Genomic DNA, 20,219 nt, shown 5'->3' with positions numbered 1-20,219 from the left:
CACCAACCATTCATTTGCTAAAATAGGTGTTGAATTCATTTTACATATAGGTGATGATCGTATTGTTAAAAAGTATGACAGGGTATGGAAAGAGTACGGTGGAAACCGGTGAATCAAAGATTCATGTAGAAATCCGATCGGTGAATCACCGATTTTTGGATATAACAACCAAGATGCCTCACGCCTTGCTGTTTTTGGAAGAGCGGCTGAAACAAGTCGTCAAAAGTCGGTTAGCAAGGGGGCGCATCGATATCTTTGTAACAATTGAAGCAGAAGAATTAGTGGCAAAGAAAATCGATGTTAATTGGGGAATTGTCAATCAATATATCACCCATTTGAAGGATATCCAGCACCGCCACGATTTGACGGGGGATATTTCTATTGATATGGTATCCAAGTTAGACTACGTTTTTTCGGAAAAAGAAATGGAAAACGATACGGATGAGTTGAAGGTGGCTTTATTAGAGGCCATGGATAACGCTGCCAGACAGCTTGTAGAGATGCGGGCGAAAGAAGGTCAGGAGCTGTATGAAGATCTTGAAAAACGCATCGCTAAAGTCCGATCATGGCTGAGCAGCCTGGACGAGAGGCGGCCGATGGTAATCGAAGAGTATAAAGAGAGGATTCGGACCCGCGTAGAAGAATACACCAAAGAACAAATCAGGCCCGATGAAACAAAAATCCTCCATGAAGTCGCTTTGCTTGCAGAAAAAGGGGACGTCACCGAAGAGTTGACAAGACTACAGTCCCACTTCGTCCAATTTGAGGACACCCTTTCCATGGAAGAGCCTGTTGGAAGAAGACTCGATTTTATTGTGCAGGAAATGCACCGGGAAGTGAATACAATCGGATCGAAATCCAATGACGGCAAACTGACGGAAATGGTTGTGAATTTGAAAAGCGAAATTGAAAAGGTGAAAGAACAAGTACAAAATGTTGAATAACAATTGTGTTTATGCCTAGTTTTTTCATATAATAGAGGTAGTCAAGAAAGTGCTTGGTCAGAAGAAGGAGGAGTCAGCTTTGAGCTTGAAATTAATTAATATCGGTTTTGGAAACGTCGTATCTGCGAATCGTATTATTTCTATTGTTTCGCCTGAATCCGCTCCGATCAAACGTATCATCACGGTCGCCCGTGACAATAATAAATTAGTAGATGCTACATATGGCCGCCGTACGCGTGCGGTCATCATTACAGATAGTGATCATGTCGTCCTTTCAGCCGTCCAGCCGGAAACCGTCGGGCAGCGTGTCATCAGTAACGACGAGATCTCAGATGAAAACTAGGAGGACTTTTTGCAGTGATTGATCAGAAAGGTATTTTATTCATCCTTTCCGGCCCATCAGGTGTCGGGAAAGGTACGGTACGTAAAGCATTATTTGAACAATCGACAGATTTGCGCTATTCCATATCCATGACGACTCGTGATCCACGGGAAGGCGAAGTGGACGGCGTCGATTATTTCTTCAAATCCAGAGATGAATTTGAGAAATTAATCAGTGAAGGCCAACTGATTGAACATGCAGAATATGTGGGAAACTACTATGGAACTCCCCGTCAATACGTGGAGAAGACCTTGAACGAAGGCAAAGATGTCTTTTTGGAAATTGAAGTTCAGGGAGCGCTCAAAGTAAGGGAAAACTTCCCGGAAGGCGTGTTCGTCTTTTTAATTCCACCTTCTTTGGAAGAATTGAAAGACAGGATTGTCAATCGTGGCACGGAAACAGAAGACAAAGTGAAAAACCGCCTGAAGGCAGCAAAAGAAGAAATTGATATGATGGATGCGTATGATTATGTCGTCGTGAACGATCAGATTGACAATGCTGTGACGAAAGTAAAATCAATCGTTGCCAGTGAACACTGCAAACGTGAACGTGTCGCCCATCAATATAAAAAAGCATTGGAGGATGAATAATCATGATGTTAGAACCATCCATTGATTCCCTACAGAAACAGATCAAATCCAAATATACGCTTGTTACGCTATCTGCAAGACGTGCGCGTGAATTGAAACAAGGAAGTGCGCCGATGATCGATCATCCGACATCCCACCAGCAGGTTGGTGTGGCGCTTGAAGAAATCCGCGATGGCAAATTGCACTATATTGAAGCGGATGAAATCCAAGAACGAACAGAAACCACATAAGAACATCGAAACGACGTAGGAAAAGCCGCGCTTCTTAATTGAATCAGCGCGGCTTTTCCTACGTGTTTTAGTGACAACATTTTTCAAGTAAAGGGGTCTCTCAGATGTTGAATGGAAAAAAGATCGTCTTAGGAGTATCAGGCGGAATCGCCGCCTATAAAGCAGCCGCTTTAACAAGCAAACTTGTCCAAGCAGGGGCCGTTGTTAAAGTAATCATGACAAACAGCGCGCAAAAATTTGTCGCTCCGACTACTTTTCAAGCATTATCTAGACAGCCTGTTTATACCGATACCTTCGATGAACAAGATTCTTCTCAAATCCAGCATATTGATGTCGCTGACTGGGCGGACCTCTTTTTAATCGCTCCCGCGACTGCAAATGTGATTGGAAAACTTGCGAATGGTCTGGCCGATGACATGCTCTCGACAACCTTACTTGCAACCGAGGCACCTGTTTATATTGCTCCTGCAATGAATGTCCATATGTACAGTCACCCGGCTGTGATGAAGAATTTGAAGCAGCTTGATGAGTGGGGCTTCCGCTTTATAGAGCCTGGCGAAGGTTATCTTGCCTGCGGTTATGTAGGAAAAGGACGTTTAGAGGAGCCGGAAACAATTGTCGGTGTGCTTCAGAAAGAGTATCAACGACCGCAACCTCTCAATGGTAAAAAAAGTACTTATAACGGCCGGTCCTACACGCGAGCAGATCGACCCCGTGCGTTTCTTCACCAATCCATCGACAGGCAAAATGGGATATGCATTAGCGAAAAAAAGCCAAGCAGCTTGGCGCTGAAGTGACGCTCGTTTCAGGACAAGTGGCCCTCGATCCTCCAGTTGGAGTAAATGTCATCCAAATTACGACCGCACAGGAAATGCATGAGGAAGTTCTGAAAGCTTACCCTGATCAGGACCTTGTCATCAAATCGGCGGCCGTAGCGGATTACCGTCCGAAAGTGACGTACGATCAAAAAATGAAGAAAAAACCAGGGGATTATATCGTCGAGATGGAACGGACGAAAGATATATTAATGGAACTCGGAGAACGAAAAGAACACCAGTACTTAGTTGGATTTGCTGCAGAAACGACAGATGTGGAGCAGTATGGCAGACAGAAGTTGGAGAAAAAGAACCTCGATGCTATTGTCATCAATAACGTTTCTGAAGAGGGGGTAGGGTTTGGCACGGATACCAATGCCTCGCTGGTCATTACCAAAAAAGGAGAAGAAGTGGCATACCCTTTGATGAGCAAAGAGGACCTCGCTGAGAATATTCTCCTTATGGCTAGTGGTGAGATGGAGAGTGGAAATCTTTGATTGCTAACGTCATTGTCGATGTACCCTCACAAAATACGAACCGGCCCTTCGATTATGAAATACCTGAAAAGTTCAAAGGAATTGTTCAACCAGGCGTACGGGTCATCGTACCATTCGGACCACGTAAGATCTTAGGGTATGTCATCTCTCTTTCAGAAACGAGTTCTTTTTCCTCCGTAAAAAAAATAACGGATGTACTTGACGTTATCCCTACGTTGACCGAAGAACTCCTTCAACTCGGGAAATGGTTATCTAAAAATACGTTGAGCTACTATATATCCTGTCTACAGGTTATGCTCCCTCAAGTCATGAAAGCCAAGTATCGTAAAGAGTTATGGAAACTCACCGAAGAGCCGCTCGATTCTGAACTTGAGGCATTTTTTGATGGGCGTGCGGTTGTGGATTTTGAGGAGTTTGAACAATCGGGCATCGGTTACCACACCCTTCGTAAACACATGAATGATGGGGAAGTTGATGTTCATTATGAAGTGAAAAGTCGGGAAACGAAAAAAACAATGACGATGGTGGAGCCACAATTAAATCCAATGGAGCTTGAGGAAAAGCTGGAAGATCTTTCACCGCAAGCTAAAAAACAACGCACGATTGTCGAGTATTTCCTGGAATACCCAGAAGCCTTACAGAAGAAGAAGCTTTTGGATCTATTATCAACAACTCCTGCCTCTTTGAAGCCGTTGATCGAACAGGGAATGATTCGTGAATTCAAGCAGGAAGTTTTCAGGGATCCTTACGGTGATCGCGACTTTGATCGAACGGAACCTTTCCCTTTGACAACAGAACAGGAAACAGCCATACAGCCGATTCTTAAAACCATCGAAGAAAAAATACATGATGTTTTTCTTCTTCATGGAGTGACCGGAAGTGGAAAAACCGAAGTGTATTTGCAGTCCATTCAGGAAGTGATTGATAAGGGCGAGGAAGCCATCATGCTTGTACCTGAAATTGCATTGACTCCGCAAATGGTTGAACGCTTTAAAGGGAGATTCGGCTCAAAGGTCGCCGTCCTTCACAGTGCTTTGTCTGCGGGGGAAAAATACGATGAATGGCGGAAGATCCAGCGCAAGGAAGTCCAGGTCGTGGTCGGAGCAAGGTCTGCCATCTTCGCTCCGTTTACAAACATCGGCTTAATCATCATTGATGAAGAACATGAAACGAGTTATAAGCAGGAAGACCGGACACGTTATCATGCGAGAGATGTCGCCATCGAAAGGGGAAAAACTCATCAATGTCCGGTCGTTTTAGGCAGTGCTACACCAGCTCTTGAAAGTTATGCCAGAGCTGTGAAAGGCAATTATCAGCTGTTGACGATGAAGAAGCGTATGAATGAAGCGGTCATGCCGGCGGTGGATCTCGTTGATATGAGAGAGGAACTTCATAGTGGAAACCGTTCCATGTTTTCAATCGCGCTGAAAGAAAAAATCGAAGAAAGGCTTTCCCGTGGGGAGCAGGTCGTTCTTTTTCTCAATAGACGTGGCTATTCGACCTTCGTCATGTGCAGGGACTGCGGTCACGTGAGTGAGTGCCCGCACTGTGACATTGCACTCACATATCATAAGAGGCAGAATCGCCTGAAATGCCACTATTGTTCCCATGAAGAACCAATGCCGACAGAGTGTCCGGAATGTGAGAGCAAAACCATCCGCTATTTCGGTACAGGGACACAAAAAGTGGAAGAGGCGCTTCAGGAGTTGATCCCGGAAGCTCGTGTGATTCGCATGGACGTTGATACAACGAGAAGAAAAGGAGCCCACGAACGGCTGCTTAAAAAGTTCGGAGAAGGACAAGCGGATATCCTACTCGGCACGCAGATGATCGCTAAAGGTCTGGACTTTGGAAACGTGACCCTTGTCGGTGTTCTTGCCGCCGATGCCCTCCTCAACCTGCCTGATTTTCGTGCATCAGAAAAAACATTCCAATTGCTCACCCAGGTAAGCGGAAGGGCAGGCAGACATGAGAAGCCCGGAGAAGTCGTCGTCCAAACCTATACACCGGAACATTACAGTATTGAGCTTGCCAGCCAATATGATTACGAACAATTCTTCAATGAAGAAATGAAATTGAGGAAAGCTTTCCGCTATCCGCCATATTTCTTCTTGACACTTTTTACAATTTCACACCCCAACCAATTGAAAGTGCAGGAAGTGACACAGAAAATCACCATGTTCATGCAGCAGAAGCTTTCCGACCAATCTTATGTCCTCGGGCCTACTCCTTCTGCGCTCACCAGGATCAATAATAGATATCGCTATCAATGCATGATAAAATACAAGAAGGAACCTGAGCAGCGAAAGTTCGTTGAACGGATATTGCACTATTACGAAGATGAAATGAAACAAGAAAATGGTTTGCAGATCACGGTGGATTTCCAACCGTATCAGCTGATGTAAGCAAGAAGGGAGCAACAAAGTCATGACACGAATCGCATTTATGGGGACACCGGATTTCGCCGTACCTGTCCTTGACCGCATCATTGAAGAGGGGTATGAGGTTGTCCTCGTTATTACACAACCGGACCGACCGAAAGGGAGAAAGAAAACGATGACCCCTCCTCCAGTCAAAGTAGCGGCGGAAAAACACGGGATCCCAGTATTTCAACCAGAAAAAATCAAAGAAGAATATCAAGAAGTTCTTGCTTACGATCCCGACTTGATCGTAACCGCTGCCTTCGGACAAATTTTACCGGAAGCTTTACTCAAAGAGCCGAAACATGGCTGTATTAATGTCCATGCATCCTTACTGCCTGAATTCCGAGGCGGTGCACCCATCCATTACAGCATTCTTGAAGGAAAGAAAGAGACAGGAGTCACCATCATGTATATGTTCAAACGTCTCGATGCAGGAGATATGCTTTCTAAAGTGACGGTGCCGATCGAAGACGATGATCATGTAGGAACGCTTCATGATAAACTCTCTGTTGCCGGAGCGGACTTGTTGGCGGACACGCTACCGAAGTTATTGAGCGGAGATATCACGCCGGAAGAGCAGGATGAATCCAAAGTAACTTTTGCTTCCAATATTAAAAGGGAACAGGAGCTTATCGATTGGGGCAGGGATCAACAAACGGTTTATAATCATGTACGTGGACTTCATCCATGGCCGGTCGCTTACACGTATTGGAACGGCAAGCCTATGAAAGTCTGGTGGATTGAAAAAGTGGAAGATACCTTTGAGGCAGCCCCTGGGACAGTTGTAAGAATCGATGAAGACGGTTTTCTTGTCACAACAGGCGGAAATAAAGCCGTAAAAGTCGTTTCCCTTCAACCTTCTGGAAAGAAAAAGATGGACGGGCAGGCGTTTATTAATGGAGCTGGTCAGTCCTTGCAGGTCGGCGAACGCCTGGGTGAGACGGATGACTAAGTATGCATTAAGAGAGTCAGCCCTTGATCTTCTTACCCGAATTGGAGAACAGGGCGGATTCAGTCACGTTTTATTAGACCGGGAAATTTCTAAGCAAAAACTTTCCCGCCAGGATGGTGCACTGTTAACTGAAATCGTATACGGAACCCTTCAACGCAGGGATTTGATCCACTATTCCATCCAGCCTTATATTGCCAAGCAGAAGAAAATAAAGCCATGGGTCCGTTGGCTGCTTTATATGTCTGTATACCAGATGATCTTTCTTGAAAGAGTGCCGGATCACGCCATCATCCATGAAGCCGTGGAAATCTCCAAGAAGCGCGGACATAAAGGGATTTCTTCATTTATGAACGGAGTGCTTCGGAACGTCCAGCGCAAAGGAGTCCAGAGCCTGGATAAAATTGAAGACCCTGTGGAGCGAATGGCGACTGAAACCAGTCATCCTCAATGGCTCGTGAATCGCTGGGTCGAACAGTACGGATTTGAAACGACAAAAGCGATGTGTGAAGCGAACAATCAACACCTTCCTATGTCGCTGAGAGTCCAGCCGCTCAGAATTTCGCGTGAAGAGGCGATGAGGCAGCTGCAGGAAGATGGATTTAAAGTGGAAGAGAGTACTCTCTCCCCTCAAGGCTTCCTTGTACATGAAGGAGCGATTCTCTCCCATTCTCTTTTCAAAGAAGGGTATGTGACAGTTCAAGACCAGAGTTCCATGCTTGTAGCTGAAATGATGGATCTTGAAAAGGGATTGACGGTGCTGGATGCCTGCAGTGCCCCTGGAGGTAAAACGACGCATATCGCTGAAAAGATGGAAGATGAAGGGGAAGTCGTTGCTTACGACCTTCACGATAAAAAGGCGAAGCTCGTAAGCAAAAAGGCTGAACAGCTTCAACTTACCTCGATTACAGCAGGACAGGCAGATTCAAGGAAACTGAGAGAAAAACATGCAGCAGCCACGTTTGACCGTATCTTACTGGATGCCCCGTGTTCCGGCCTGGGAGTATTACGTGGCAAGCCGGACATTAAATACCATAAAAAAGAAGAAGATATTTTTTCCCTAAGAAAAATTCAGGATGATTTGTTTAGAGAAGTTGCCCTACTCTTGAAGGATGGAGGGAAGCTCCTTTATAGTACATGTACGGTCGATCGGCATGAAAATGAGGAAGCCGTCCAGCACTTCTTAGAAGAGCATCCGGACTTTGAAGTAGACCCCGAATTTTTCGAAGAGCTTCCAGAAGCTCTCAAAGGTTCACAGGGTCTTTCCGAAACAGGCCTTCAGCTTTTTCCTCAAGAATGGGATACGGATGGATTTTTCTTGACCCGATTACAGAAGAAGTGAGACACCACAGAAATGGAAAGCAAAGCCATGGGGGGATCTGCGATAGCAAAATGTTGCGATCCCTTCCCATAAAGGCAATGAGAGGGACACCACCTAAGAATGAACACCCATGTTTAATCGAAGTTATAAATATGAGGCAGGTGAGACCATGATAGGTTATTACGAGACAGATCAGGGGAAAGTCAGAATTCATAACGAGGATGCCGGCGGGGTTTTCAAAAACGACGCAGGCCAGGTTCTTGCCATCGTAGCCGACGGGATGGGCGGCCACCAGGCTGGGGATATAGCCAGCCAGATGACGACTTCACATTTACATAAAAAATGGCAGGAAGCCAAGCTCATTGAGACTCCTGATGAAGCAGAAAAATGGATTAAAGAAGCGGTCCTTTCAGCGAACAATGAGATTAAAACCTATGCGAATGAACATGAAGAATGTGCAGGGATGGGAACGACTGTCGTTGTTGCGTTGTGTACAGGAGAATTTGCAACAATCGGGCACATTGGAGACAGCCGTTGTTATTTTGCTAATGCCTATGGCTTCAAAGTGATTACAGAGGACCATTCCCTCGTGAACGAACTTGTGCGATCAGGTCAGATTACCGAAGAGCAGGCTGAGCATCATCCTAGAAAAAACGTATTATTAAAGGCGCTTGGGACTGAATTTGATTTGACAGCCGATGTGAAAACGATGGGATTCGAAGAGGATGACCGGCTCCTTTTATGCACAGACGGGTTAACAAATAAGGTTAGCGATGAAGAATTAAGTGAATTGAAAACATTTGAAGGGGAATGGTCGTCGTTTACGCAACAGATGATCGACCTAGCGAATGAGCGTGGAGGGGAAGATAACATTACGCTTGCAGTCGTGCATCATGATCCTTCTTCCGACGAGAAAGAAGGTGCGGAATAATGTTGAATAACCGTCTCCTTAATGACCGTTATCGTGTACAAGAGATGATCGGTGGCGGCGGTATGGCGAATGTCTACCTTGCTTACGATACGATTCTAGACAGGGATGTCGCCATTAAAGTATTGCGACTGGAACACGGGAATGATGAGGAGTTTATTGCCCGCTTTCATAGAGAAGCCCAATCAGCTACGAGTCTCTCTCATCCGAATATCGTCAACATTTATGATGTTGGAGAAGAAGACGACATTTATTTTATGGTGATGGAGTATGTAGATGGGATGACGTTAAAGCAGTATATTCAACAGCACAGCCCGATCGATGTATCTGAAGCGGTGGATATTATGAAACAGATTGCATCAGCGATTGCGCATGCGCATGACAATGGAATCGTTCATAGGGATATCAAACCTCAGAACATCCTCATCGATCATTACGGTCACGTGAAAGTGACGGATTTCGGAATTGCCATGGCTCTCAGTGCGACTTCGTTGACTCAGACCAACTCTGTGCTTGGTTCTGTTCATTATCTATCTCCGGAACAAGCGCGGGGAGGGATGGCGACCAAAAAATCCGACGTCTATTCACTGGGGATTGTTTTTTTCGAATTACTGACGGGAAGGCTTCCTTTTTCAGGGGAATCTCCTGTCTCGATTGCTTTGAAGCATCTTCAGCATGAAACGCCTTCTTTGAAAAGGTGGAATGCCGACCTGCCTCAAAGTGTCGAAAATATCGTCTTGAAGTCGACGGCCAAAGATCCTTTTCACCGGTATGAATCGGTATTGGAAATGGAACATGAGATTGAAACCTCTCTCGAGCCTTATCGGGCAGATGAACCTGTGTTCACATTACCTGATGATGGAGATGAAGAAAAAACAAAAGCCATCCCTGTCATCACAAATGAAGCCTATGGGGACTCTCCCAATGAAGATACGATTATTAATACCAGTGATCATAACCCTGTCACTACAGCCCCGACATCGCCGACAAAAACTTATAAAGAAACAACTCCTGCAGATACACCGAGTGCTGATAAAAAGCAAAAGAAGAAGCGGAAAGTATGGCTGTGGATCCTTACCGTTATTATATTGTTATTGATCGGGGGACTAGTGGCATTATTCACGATCCCCGGAATCATTCAGCCAGCCGATGTGGAAATCCCTGATCTTGCAGGCGAAGAGTATGAAACGGCTTATAGTGAACTCAGTGATTTAAACTTGGTTGTAAAAAGAGAAACACGTTTTTCTGATGAAGTGGAAGAAGGCGATGTCATCGAAACGGATCCTGAAGCGGGAATGACTGTCAAAGAAGGTTCAGAGATTACCGTTTATCTCAGCAACGGAAAAGAGCGGGTGGATTTCCCGGATTATACGGGCAAAGATTACGAACAAGTAAAAGAAGAGTTGGAAAGTAAGGGATACAGTGGAATCGATTTAATTGAACAGACAAGTGAGGAACAACCAGCAGGAGAAATTATTGCTCATGTGAGTCCAAGCCCTGGCACGAGTGTCATTCCAGATGAGACGACAGTTACCTTTCGTGTAAGTTCTGGAGTTGCTACAGTGCAACTTGCGAGTTTAGTGGAAGCAAATGAGAAGTTTGCCACAGATTACTTAGATAGAAACAACTTAAACGTTGAAGTGACCCGTCAAAATTCTGATGAGGTAAGGGAAGGATATGTGATTCGTCAAGATCCAGTTGCTGAAACGGAGGTAGAGCAAGAATCTACCGTAAACTTAGTAATTTCTAAAGGACCTGAGCAAAAGCCTCCTAGAGATGAGACCGTTTCTATTGAAGTTCCTTATGAACCAAAGAACAATGAGGAAGAAGGACAAGGGGATGGGGAGCAAGAAGGAGAACAGGCAGAACCCGAGGGTCAGGAAGTATTGATTTATGTGAACGATGCAAAACGAGACGGGAACACACCGGTGATCAGTGAAACGATTAGTGAGACGAAAACCTACGAAATCACTCTTACTATTGAACCTGGTGAATCAGCAACCTATCGAGTAATGAGAGACGGACAAGTCTTCAAAGAAGAGGAAGTATCGTATTAAGAGGTGAAAACATGCCAGTAGGAAAAATTATTAAGTCATTGAGCGGGTTCTATTATGTCCTTTGTGAAGGAGAGGTCTACCAATGTCGGGGAAGGGGGAATTTCCGTAAAAAGAAAGTCACTCCTTTAGTTGGTGATCTCGTAGAATTCAAGGCGGAAAATAAGGAAGAAGGATATATCTTATCCATTGAAAACAGAAAGAATGAGTTGGTAAGGCCTCCGATATCGAATGTTGATCAGGCGTTAATCGTCACTTCTGCCGTGCACCCGGATTTCAATGCTTTGTTACTGGACCGCTTCCTCGTACTTGTGGAAGAAAAGAGGATTGAGCCTTTTATTGTCATTTCCAAGGTAGATCAACTAGATGCCCCACAAATGGAAGTGATGGAAAGCTACAAAATGCTGTATGAAAAAATCGGCTATCCTGTCATTTTATCTGCTGTAGAAGATACGGAATCTATGGACCAAATCGAATCTCACCTAGCTGGCCGCACAACGGTGATTGCTGGCCAGTCCGGCGTCGGCAAATCGTCCCTGCTTAATTCCATTGACCCTAGACTTTCCATTGATACGGATGAAATCTCAGAGAGTTTAGGCCGAGGGAAACATACGACACGACACGTAGAACTCTATGAAATTGCGGGTGGCCTTGTGGCGGATACCCCTAGCTTTAGTTCATTGGAGTTCGGAGAATTGGAACTTGACCAACTGCCGGAGTGTTTTCCCGAGTTTGTAGAAGTGCAGAACGACTGTAAATTCCGTGGGTGTCTGCACCATAAAGAACCCAAGTGCGCGGTGAAATCAGCCGTGGAGGCAGGGGAGATTTCCGAACAGCGATATGAGCATTACTTACAATTTTTAAATGAAATACAGAACAGAAAGCCGAGGTATTAATCATGACTAAAATTGCACCATCTATTCTAGCTTCTGATTTTTCAAAACTTGGAGAAGAAATCCAGGATGTCGAGCGAGGGGGAGCGGATTATATCCACGTGGATGTCATGGATGGACATTTCGTTCCTAACATTACAATCGGTCCATTAATTGTGGACCATATCCGTCCGGTAACCGACTTGCCTCTGGATGTCCACTTGATGATTGAGAATCCAGATCAATACATTGAAGCTTTCGCCAAAGCGGGATCTGATATCATCACCGTTCATCAGGAAGCATGTCCTCATCTCCATAGAACCATTCAATTGATCAAGAGCCATGGGGTAAAAGCTGGGGTCGTGATCAACCCGGCTACTCCAGCAGAAACGATCCGACCGATTCTACAGGATGTCGACCTTGTCCTATTGATGACGGTTAACCCAGGGTTCGGGGGACAATCGTTCATCCAGTCGGTCGTACCGAAAATTGAACAAATCTCTCAGTGGAGGGAAGAAGAAGGGCTTTCCTTCGAAATTGAGATTGATGGTGGAGTGAAAACAGAAACGGCTAAACTTTGTACAGCTGCAGGAGCTGATGTACTCGTTGCCGGTAGTGCCATCTTCAATCAAGAAGATCGTAAAAAAGCGATTGAAGAAATTAGACAAGCGGCACAATAAATTGAAAAACTCAAAGGATCCCGATCCTTTGAGTTTTTTTATTCCCTTTTTTTATTGGCATCCAGTAGAGAAATAAGTTACATTTTACAATAGAAGAAACCGTCCTATTTTAGTATATAGCAGGATTGTGGAAGACTCAGTTTGGATATGCTCTCGGGGTTCGTTACCCGGAATGAGCGGCAGGGGCGGTTGGGAAGCTACTCACTTTCCTGTGGGGGGAGTGCCGAGCTTCCTCGGGCTGATGCCCTGCGGGATCTCGCCTATCTCCTTTCTCCCACGGGAGTCTCGCAGCTTCCCAACCGCCCCTTTCGATGTAGGAGAGAAACGAACCCCTTCACTGCGTCAGGATGACTTTCACTATTCTGGTGTTATAAGCATAAAGCTCTCTATAGCGAGCTTTCCGCATGGAGAATAGTTTCCTTGGGAGTTGATTCCCCTCCTATTATCATGTGGTTAAAAGCAACTTATTCCGGGAGGGGTTTCGAGATACTTATATGGCAAGGGGGCGGAGGGGAATGGCGAGACTCCTGCGGGAAAAAAGTGCATGGTGAGACCCCACAGGACGCAGTCCGAGGAGGCTCACCGCGCTCCCGCGGCAAGCGAGCTATTCCCCGCAGCCTCCATCCACTCAACAAAAGTCTCGAAACTGAATCCTCAAAAATAGGGAGCTTATCCTAAACAGTGAAGGAATGTTTTTTATGGTGAAAGGTATAGGAAGGATGTTATGGATATGAAGAGAGTTATTGTTGTCGGTGGTGGACCGAAATCATACATACCGGATTTAAAAGAATATGCATGTGAAGAATGCATTTGGATCGGTGCCGATCAAGGAGCAGAAGTTCTTGTTGAGCAGGGAGTCGAACCCGACATTGCCATCGGAGATTTTGACTCCGTATCTGAACGGTCTCTGGCTGAAATAAAGAAGAGATCCAAACGAGTTCTTGTTTATCCAGACGAAAAAGATGAAACAGACTTGGAATTAGCTATAAATGAAGCACTCCGATTGAAGGCAGGGCATATTCTATTATTCGGAGTGACCGGTGGTCGAATCGATCATTCTCAGGCGAACATGCAACTCCTTTATCCTCTCATGAAGGAGAAGACAAAGAGTACGATCATCGATCGGCAGAATCGTGTGGAATTAGTCCCCGCTGGTGAGCATAAGATAGAAGCGGATGAATTTTATCCGTATGTTTCTTTCTTACCGGTTACGCTTGAAGTGACGAAGATTACGCTCAAAGGATTCTATTATCCTTTGGATCAAGCTCATCTGCCATTTGGATCCACCTTGTGCATCTCGAATCGACTGATTGAAGATACAGGTACTTTTTCATTTGAGTCAGGCATACTCTTAGTAATAAGAAGTACAGACTTGCCTACTTGAGGGTAATAAGGGAGTTCGCATTAGTTCATATAGGAGGAGGGGGCTCTTTTGAAATTTTATACCATCAAACTCCCACGGTTCGTCGGGGGTTTAGTGCGCGCAGTCATAAGTACATTTAAAAAAGATTAGGACCAAATCAAAATGGAGAACTCCGGAGTACACATGGGCTGAGCTCCGGAGAGCATGACAAGTGCCCGTTTACTTATCTTAAGACAAATAAAAAAAGCACCCGGTAAGGGTGCTTTTTTTATGAGCCCGTAAGCTCGGTGTCAGCAATTATACGCGTTGTACTTTGCCGGACTTAAGTTCACGTGCTGTTACGTAAACTTTTTGAGGCTTGCCATCCACAAGGATGCGAACTTTTTGAACATTAGCTTTGAATTTACGTTTATTAGCGTTCATCGCGTGTGAACGGTGGTTACCTGAGCGTGTACCTTTACCAGATAGAACACTTCTCCGTGCCATGAAAATCCCTCCTGTTACATACATAAATCATCAGATACTTAGTAATTTTATCATATAGAAAACGTGTTTGCAATAATCTAGTCAGAATTATATCAAGAATTTTTTCTTGACAGAACTTCTGAATTGTTACACAGTATAATAGGGATATCCAGGTCATTTTCTTACTATTGAACAGAAATTCATTTCGCATTTTTGTGTTATAATAGGGTAGGATTGATGAGGATAATAAAGGAGGATCTATTATGTCTGTTGATTTAAATAACCAATATGGTCATATTACTATTAGCAATGAAGTCATTTCAACGATTGCTGGAGGAGCCGCTGTCGAGTGCTACGGCATCGTCGGTATGGCATCTAAAAATCAGATCCGTGACGGTTTATCTGAAATGCTCCGCAAAGAGAATTTTTCCAGAGGAGTCGTTGTCAGACAGGATGAAGATCGCCTCCATATAGACATGTTCATTATCGTGAGCTACGGCACGAAGATATCCGAAGTCGCTAATAATGTCCAATCACAAGTAAAATACACACTAAACAAAACAGTTGGATTGTCCGTGGATTCTGTGAATATTTTCATTCAGGGAGTTCGTGTGACAACTGAATAGATCGCGGTTGTAGTCAAAGGAGGAAGTAAGTGTGACGTTACAAAAGTTAGACGGCAAGACGCTTGCCGAAATGATCTTGCAAGGAGCTCATCATTTAAAGCAGAACTCACAAATGATCGATGCTTTGAATGTTTTCCCTGTACCGGATGGAGATACGGGGACGAATATGAATCTTTCCATGACTTCTGGAGCTGAAGAAGTACGGAACGTGGACAAGAATCATGTAGGAACAGTTGCCCAGTCTTTATCCAAAGGTCTCTTGATGGGAGCGCGTGGAAACTCAGGTGTTATTCTATCTCAAATTTTCCGAGGTTTTTCAAAGACGATTGAAGACAAAGAAGTCATCACAACCAAAGACTTCTCAGATGCTCTTCAAGGCGGTGCCAATACAGCATATAAAGCTGTCATGAAACCTGTGGAAGGAACCATTCTTACTGTAGCAAGAGAAACGGCTGAAGCATCTGTCGAGATTGCTGATAAAGAGGAAGACTTCATTCCATTTATTGAAGGAGTCGTTCAAGCAGCGAAAAAATCATTGAAGCACACACCTGAACTGCTTCCAGTATTAAAAGAAGTAGGTGTGGTAGATAGTGGTGGCCAGGGTCTTGTCACGATTTATGAAGGTTTCCTCGCCAACTTAAAAGGGGAAGAACTTCCTGATCTTGAGGATACAGTATCGATGGATGACATGGTCAGCGCTGAGCACCACAAGTTAAATCAGGACTTCATGAATACAGAAGATATAGAGTTTGGCTATTGCACAGAATTCATGGTCAAATTTGAGGAAGATAAACTTGCTGAACATCCATATGATGAAGAAGCTTTTCGAAATGAGCTCAGTGAACTGGGAGATTCTCTGCTTGTCGTCTCTGATGAAGACTTGATCAAAGTCCATGTACACGTGGAATACCCAGGTGAAGCCATGACTTTGGGGCAAAGATACGGAAGCCTTGTCAATATGAAGATCGAGAATATGCGTGAGCAGCATACGTCGATCGTTGGTGACAAAAAGAAAGCCAAGCCCAAATCAGAGGAAAAAGCAGAGTACGGAATCGTGACGGTAAGCATGGGAGACGGAATCAAAAAATTGTTTGAGAGTCTTGGAGCTACTGTTGTTATTCAGGGCGGTCAAACCATGAACCCAAGTACTCAAGATCTTTCGGAAGCGATTAAAGAAGCACATGCGAAACGTGTAATCATCTTGCCGAATAACAAGAATATCGTCATGGCTGCTGAACAAGCGGCGGAATTAGCAGATGTAGAGGTTGCTGTCATTCCATCGAAAACCATTCCTCAAGGAATGAGCGCACTTCTTGGATTCAACCCGGAAGCAGACCTTGATGCGAATAAAGAAGAAATGCTCAGCCTTATGTCTGAAGTGAAAACAGGACAAATTACGTATGCCGTCAGAGATACGCAAATTGATGGGTTGGATATCTCCAAAGGCCACTTCATGGGAATTGCCGATGGTAAAATCTCAGCTACAGACAAAAATGCTTTGACGACGGCTAAAACGTTGTTGAACCAAATGATCGATGAAGATGAAGATGAAATTCTGACTATCTTGACTGGTGAAGAAGCCGACGAAAAAGAGATCGCAGAACTTGAGTCATTCATTGAAGAAACATACGAAGATTTGGAAGTGGAAATCCACAATGGTGGACAGCCAATATACTCCTATATCTTCTCAATAGAATAAATCGTTCTGAAACGCAGCTCCTGGAGCTGCGTTTTTTTATGTTTGCTTTTGAACCATCTTGACTCGAAGGTGATTTTTTATTGAAACAAAGACGATTAAGAGATAGCCGGAGATCAGTAAAGTGTAGACAAACATTAATGTCGAATCACTGACTTGGATGGAAGATAATAAAGTCCTTGCATTAGTAAGGATAATAAAACCTCCAGCTAATACTCCAAGAATAGCAGAAGGAAGGATTTTGACAAGCCAGGCGGCAATGGGTGCTGCTATAACACCACCAATAACGAACGATGCAATGAGTAGCCAGCTGAATGAATGATGCCCTAAAAAGATTAAGAAACCAGCCGTTGCTGAAATCGTTACCAGAAATTCGCTTGTATCCACTGTTCCAATGACTTTTCTAGGAGCAATTCCCGATTGAGAAAGAAGCGCGGGAGTATTCACCGGTCCCCATCCTCCCCCGCCGACACTATCCAAAAAGCCTCCTGCTATTCCAAGTGGCAAGAGGAAACGTTTGTTTACTGACTTTTTTTCATTAACGTGAGTTTTTCTCGAGAAGCATAGAAAACGAACTACGATATAAACCCCTAGTGTGAGTAGGAATATGGATATGTACGGTCTTATGAATTCCCCTGGGATATAGCTTAAAAATGCGGCTCCTAAAAAGGCACTGATAGCTCCATGAACGGCGATCATCATGACAAGCCGTTTGTCGATATTGCCAAACTTATAGTGGGAAAATCCTGAAACAGCCGTGGTGGCAATCTGCGACATATGAATAGAAGCCGAGGCTACAGCAGGAGCAAGTCCATACGATAAGAGGATGGTTGATGAGCTGAGTCCAAACCCCATGCCAAGTGCTCCATCCATTAATTGAGCTATAAAGCCAATCAAAGTGAAAATCGTCAATTTATGCAAAATGTACCACTCCTTTTAATCATTCCATGTTTGAAAGATATTTTATTATTCCTATGTATTTACTTGGTTTTTTAATCAAAAAAATACTCCTCCGTCTGAAAGAAGGAGGAGTAACCACACCTTATCTTTCAGCCTTTTGGCTGCTGGAATGAGCACCTTTTTCAGGTTGCTGCGGGATCTTCAGACCAGTTTCCTCCCCCGACTCTTCATAAGGATTGTATGTGTAATTGAAGAATAATTCTTAAACTAACGAACATGGTTTTGTTTGTCAATCATATAGTATAAAAAGTCAGAATTTTTTTGATTTCCCTAAAAAGGCATTGACATATGATGTTTAGGAGCATATGATTTGTATCAACTTGTTTTTCAGAAAATTTCATACTTATTCTTATCTAGAGAGGTGGAGGGACTGGCCCTTTGAAGCCTCGGCAACGGATCTATACAGGTACTGTGCCAATTCCAGCAAGTGTTAGAGCTTGAGAAGATAAGGAGAATGTAGTATACGTTTATTCGTAAATGCCTTTCTTCTTATCACGGAGAAAGGCATTTTTTCTTTTTAGAAAGGAGGAGGAAATGAAACAACCATTTGTTACCTACCAATCTTTTGAAAATCCATTTAAAGGTGATCAACTGAAAGACGACGATACGAAAGGAGCGGAGGAGGTCATTCGTTGGGCCTATACTCAATATGAGGATCTTGTGTATGCCTGCAGTTTCGGAGCAGAAGGGATCGTTCTCATCGATTTGATTTCCAAGGAGAAACCAGATGCTGAAGTCGTTTTTCTAGATACAGATCTCCATTTTCAAGAAACTTATCAACTGATAGAAAAAGTGAAAAAAAGGTATCCGAAGTTAAACATAAGGATGATAAAACCTGAAATTACGCTGGAAGAACAAGCCGGGCAGTACGGTTCCGCCCTTTGGAAACGGAATCCCGATCAATGTTGTTACATCCGTAAAATTAAACCGCTCGAAGATGCCCTTAGAGGAAGAACGGCATGGATGTCGGGGCTGAGACGTGAACAATCCCCCAGCCGTCAGAAAACGAATTTCGTAAATAAGGATGAGAGATTCAAATCCATTAAGGTATGCCCCTTGATTCACTGGTCATGGGCAGACGTATGGCAATATATCCGACTAAATAGGTTGGATTACAATGAATTGCACGATCAAAATTATCCGAGTGTGGGGTGCATCCCATGTACCGCTCCTGCTGACGACGATGGGAGGACGGGAAGATGGAAAGGGTTCAATAAATCTGAATGTGGGTTACACACGACGGATTCTTTGGGAGAGGAACATTCATAAAGGAGGAATTATTATGTCAATTATAACTCCGCACGGTGGTGCGCTTGTGAACAGGTGGAAGGACACGAGACCGGAGGAGCTGCCGGAAGATATCATAGAGCTTGATTCGATGGCCCTAAGTGATGTCGGATTAATTGCGAACGGTGCTTATAGTCCCTTAAAAGGATTTTTGAATAAGGAAGACTATGAATCTGTTGTCGATACAATGAGGTTGAAAGATGGCACACCATGGAGTATACCTATTACCCTCCCGATCACAGAAGCACAGGCCCGGACGCTTGGAAACAAAGCCCGGTTGGTCAAGGACGGTGTTGTGTATGGGACGATCAGCATAACGGATCGGTTTCAACCGGATAAGGAAAAGGAAGCTCAAAGCGTATACTTAACGACAGATCCTGCGCATCCTGGGGTGAACAAATTATACAAACGAGCAGATTGGTATGCAGCAGGAGAAATCGAGGTATTTCAAAGACCTCCTTACGAACATGGAAAAACATTTTATCTGGATCCAGAAGAAACAAGAGAGCTTTTTCAAAAACTCGGGTGGAAAAAGGTTGTTGGCTTCCAAACACGGAACCCTGTCCATAGAGCTCACGAATACATCCAAAAAGCTGCGCTGGAGACGGTGGATGGATTGTTCTTAAATCCATTGGTGGGTGAGACCAAAAGCGATGACATTCCCAGTGATGTCCGGATGAAGAGCTATCAAGTTCTTCTTGATCAATATTATCCGAAAGAAAGAGTCACCTTGGCTGTTTTCAACGCGGCGATGCGGTATGCAGGCCCGCGGGAGGCAATCTTTCATGCAATCGTCAGGAAAAATTTCGGGTGCTCTCACTTCATTGTCGGCCGAGATCACGCAGGTGTAGGGGATTACTATGGTACTTACGATGCACAAAAAATCTTCAGCCACTATGAAGATGAAGAACTTGGCATCACACCACTTTTCTTTGAACACAGTTTTTATTGCAACGCTTGCGAATCGATGGCTTCACATAAAACTTGCCCGCATGACAAACAACATCACATGATCTTGTCTGGAACGAAAGTGAGAGAGCTGCTCCGTAAAGGGGAAAAGCCGCCAAAAACGTTCAGCCGCCCTGAAGTGGTGGACGTATTAATCGAAGGAATGCAGAAAGAAACAGTGGAATAGAA

21 protein-coding genes and 2 riboswitches are annotated in these 20,219 nt (G+C 44.3%); of the genes, 19 read left to right on the top strand and 2 right to left on the bottom strand.

Features of this window, described 5'->3' with window-relative positions; translation table 11 throughout:
* Positions 1 to 62 precede the first annotated feature (62 nt).
* The 15 genes from LC065_RS15925 (at position 63) to spoVM (ending at position 14,198) form a co-directional block, all read left to right on the top strand.
* On the top strand, positions 63 to 944 hold the full coding sequence (locus LC065_RS15925; RefSeq protein ID WP_306163551.1) for a YicC/YloC family endoribonuclease: 882 nt from the start codon (positions 63 to 65) through the stop codon (positions 942 to 944).
* 79 nt (positions 945 to 1,023) lie between these two features.
* Positions 1,024 to 1,287, top strand: a complete 264-nt coding sequence (remA, locus tag LC065_RS15920; protein ID WP_027954142.1) for an extracellular matrix/biofilm regulator RemA — start codon at positions 1,024 to 1,026, stop codon at positions 1,285 to 1,287.
* A gap of 14 nt (positions 1,288 to 1,301) precedes the next feature.
* Positions 1,302 to 1,916: a guanylate kinase gene (gmk, locus tag LC065_RS15915; RefSeq protein WP_226589241.1), complete on the top strand. Its 615-nt coding sequence runs from the start codon at positions 1,302 to 1,304 to the stop codon at positions 1,914 to 1,916.
* Between the two features lie 2 nt (positions 1,917 to 1,918).
* Positions 1,919 to 2,146 carry a DNA-directed RNA polymerase subunit omega gene (gene rpoZ, locus LC065_RS15910; RefSeq protein ID WP_226589244.1) on the top strand — a complete coding sequence of 76 codons (228 nt, stop codon included), beginning with the start codon at positions 1,919 to 1,921 and terminating at the stop codon, positions 2,144 to 2,146.
* Positions 2,147 to 2,250: 104 nt separating this feature from the next.
* Complete coding sequence (gene coaBC, locus LC065_RS15905) at positions 2,251 to 2,943, top strand: bifunctional phosphopantothenoylcysteine decarboxylase/phosphopantothenate--cysteine ligase CoaBC (protein WP_443135248.1); 693 nt, start codon at positions 2,251 to 2,253, stop codon at positions 2,941 to 2,943.
* A complete protein-coding gene (locus LC065_RS15895; RefSeq protein ID WP_306163550.1) occupies positions 2,940 to 3,458 on the top strand; it encodes a phosphopantothenoylcysteine decarboxylase domain-containing protein in 519 nt (172 codons plus the stop codon). The genes coaBC and LC065_RS15895 overlap by 4 nt, the downstream gene beginning before the upstream one ends.
* Complete coding sequence (gene priA, locus LC065_RS15890; RefSeq protein ID WP_226589250.1) at positions 3,455 to 5,863, top strand: primosomal protein N'; 2,409 nt, start codon at positions 3,455 to 3,457, stop codon at positions 5,861 to 5,863. Before LC065_RS15895 ends, priA begins: the two co-directional genes overlap by 4 nt.
* A 22-nt stretch (positions 5,864 to 5,885) precedes the next feature.
* Positions 5,886 to 6,833, top strand: a complete 948-nt coding sequence (gene fmt, locus LC065_RS15885) for a methionyl-tRNA formyltransferase (protein WP_226589254.1) — start codon at positions 5,886 to 5,888, stop codon at positions 6,831 to 6,833.
* Positions 6,826 to 8,172, top strand: coding sequence for a 16S rRNA (cytosine(967)-C(5))-methyltransferase RsmB (gene rsmB / locus LC065_RS15880; RefSeq protein WP_226589257.1), 1,347 nt, complete (start codon positions 6,826 to 6,828; stop codon positions 8,170 to 8,172). Before fmt ends, rsmB begins: the two co-directional genes overlap by 8 nt.
* Positions 8,173 to 8,320: 148 nt before the next feature.
* Positions 8,321 to 9,082, top strand: coding sequence for a Stp1/IreP family PP2C-type Ser/Thr phosphatase (locus LC065_RS15875; protein WP_226589260.1), 762 nt, complete (start codon positions 8,321 to 8,323; stop codon positions 9,080 to 9,082).
* Positions 9,082 to 11,136, top strand: a complete 2,055-nt coding sequence (gene pknB, locus LC065_RS15870; RefSeq protein ID WP_226589263.1) for a Stk1 family PASTA domain-containing Ser/Thr kinase — start codon at positions 9,082 to 9,084, stop codon at positions 11,134 to 11,136. The genes LC065_RS15875 and pknB overlap by 1 nt, the downstream gene beginning before the upstream one ends.
* 11 nt (positions 11,137 to 11,147) lie before the next feature.
* Positions 11,148 to 12,029, top strand: a complete 882-nt coding sequence (gene rsgA / locus LC065_RS15865; protein ID WP_306163549.1) for a ribosome small subunit-dependent GTPase A — start codon at positions 11,148 to 11,150, stop codon at positions 12,027 to 12,029.
* Positions 12,030 to 12,031: 2 nt separating this feature from the next.
* The gene (rpe, locus tag LC065_RS15860) at positions 12,032 to 12,685 is read left to right on the top strand and encodes a ribulose-phosphate 3-epimerase (protein ID WP_226589266.1); all 654 of its coding nucleotides are present in this window, start codon (positions 12,032 to 12,034) and stop codon (positions 12,683 to 12,685) included.
* Between the two features lie 730 nt (positions 12,686 to 13,415).
* A complete protein-coding gene (locus LC065_RS15855) occupies positions 13,416 to 14,069 on the top strand; it encodes a thiamine diphosphokinase (RefSeq protein ID WP_226589268.1) in 654 nt (217 codons plus the stop codon).
* 48 nt (positions 14,070 to 14,117) lie between these two features.
* A complete protein-coding gene (gene spoVM, locus LC065_RS15850; protein WP_035505439.1) occupies positions 14,118 to 14,198 on the top strand; it encodes a stage V sporulation protein SpoVM in 81 nt (26 codons plus the stop codon).
* A 147-nt stretch (positions 14,199 to 14,345) separates the two neighbouring features.
* Here the strand turns inward: spoVM and rpmB are convergent, their stop codons facing one another.
* A complete protein-coding gene (gene rpmB, locus LC065_RS15845) occupies positions 14,346 to 14,534 on the bottom strand; it encodes a 50S ribosomal protein L28 (RefSeq protein WP_035505437.1) in 189 nt (62 codons plus the stop codon).
* A gap of 242 nt (positions 14,535 to 14,776) precedes the next feature.
* On the opposite strand from rpmB, the gene LC065_RS15840 reads away from it, so the two are divergent.
* Complete coding sequence (locus LC065_RS15840; RefSeq protein WP_226589270.1) at positions 14,777 to 15,139, top strand: Asp23/Gls24 family envelope stress response protein; 363 nt, start codon at positions 14,777 to 14,779, stop codon at positions 15,137 to 15,139.
* 31 nt (positions 15,140 to 15,170) lie between these two features.
* Positions 15,171 to 16,838: a DAK2 domain-containing protein gene (locus LC065_RS15835; RefSeq protein WP_226589272.1), complete on the top strand. Its 1,668-nt coding sequence runs from the start codon at positions 15,171 to 15,173 to the stop codon at positions 16,836 to 16,838.
* Between the two features lie 36 nt (positions 16,839 to 16,874).
* On the opposite strand, the gene LC065_RS15830 is transcribed toward LC065_RS15835, so the two are convergent.
* On the bottom strand, positions 16,875 to 17,756 hold the full coding sequence (locus tag LC065_RS15830) for a sulfite exporter TauE/SafE family protein (RefSeq protein ID WP_306163548.1): 882 nt from the start codon (positions 17,754 to 17,756) through the stop codon (positions 16,875 to 16,877).
* Positions 17,757 to 17,874: 118 nt separating this feature from the next.
* Positions 17,875 to 17,971, bottom strand: a riboswitch (SAM riboswitch).
* 170 nt (positions 17,972 to 18,141) lie between these two features.
* Positions 18,142 to 18,247, top strand: a riboswitch (SAM riboswitch).
* Positions 18,248 to 18,329: 82 nt separating this feature from the next.
* Here LC065_RS15830 and LC065_RS15825 point away from each other — a divergent pair.
* Together LC065_RS15825 and sat are read left to right on the top strand one after the other, a co-directional pair.
* Positions 18,330 to 19,064, top strand: coding sequence for a phosphoadenylyl-sulfate reductase (locus LC065_RS15825; protein WP_226589276.1), 735 nt, complete (start codon positions 18,330 to 18,332; stop codon positions 19,062 to 19,064).
* A 13-nt stretch (positions 19,065 to 19,077) separates the two neighbouring features.
* Positions 19,078 to 20,217 (top strand): sulfate adenylyltransferase, encoded by a 1,140-nt coding sequence (sat, locus tag LC065_RS15820; RefSeq protein ID WP_226589277.1) that lies wholly within the window; start codon positions 19,078 to 19,080, stop codon positions 20,215 to 20,217.
* Positions 20,218 to 20,219 lie beyond the last annotated feature (2 nt).

This window comes from Halobacillus litoralis (genome assembly GCF_020524085.2).
Taxonomy (GTDB): Bacteria; Bacillota; Bacilli; order Bacillales; family Halobacillaceae; genus Halobacillus; species Halobacillus litoralis_E.
This window is presented reverse-complemented; position numbering and strand designations above follow the sequence as displayed.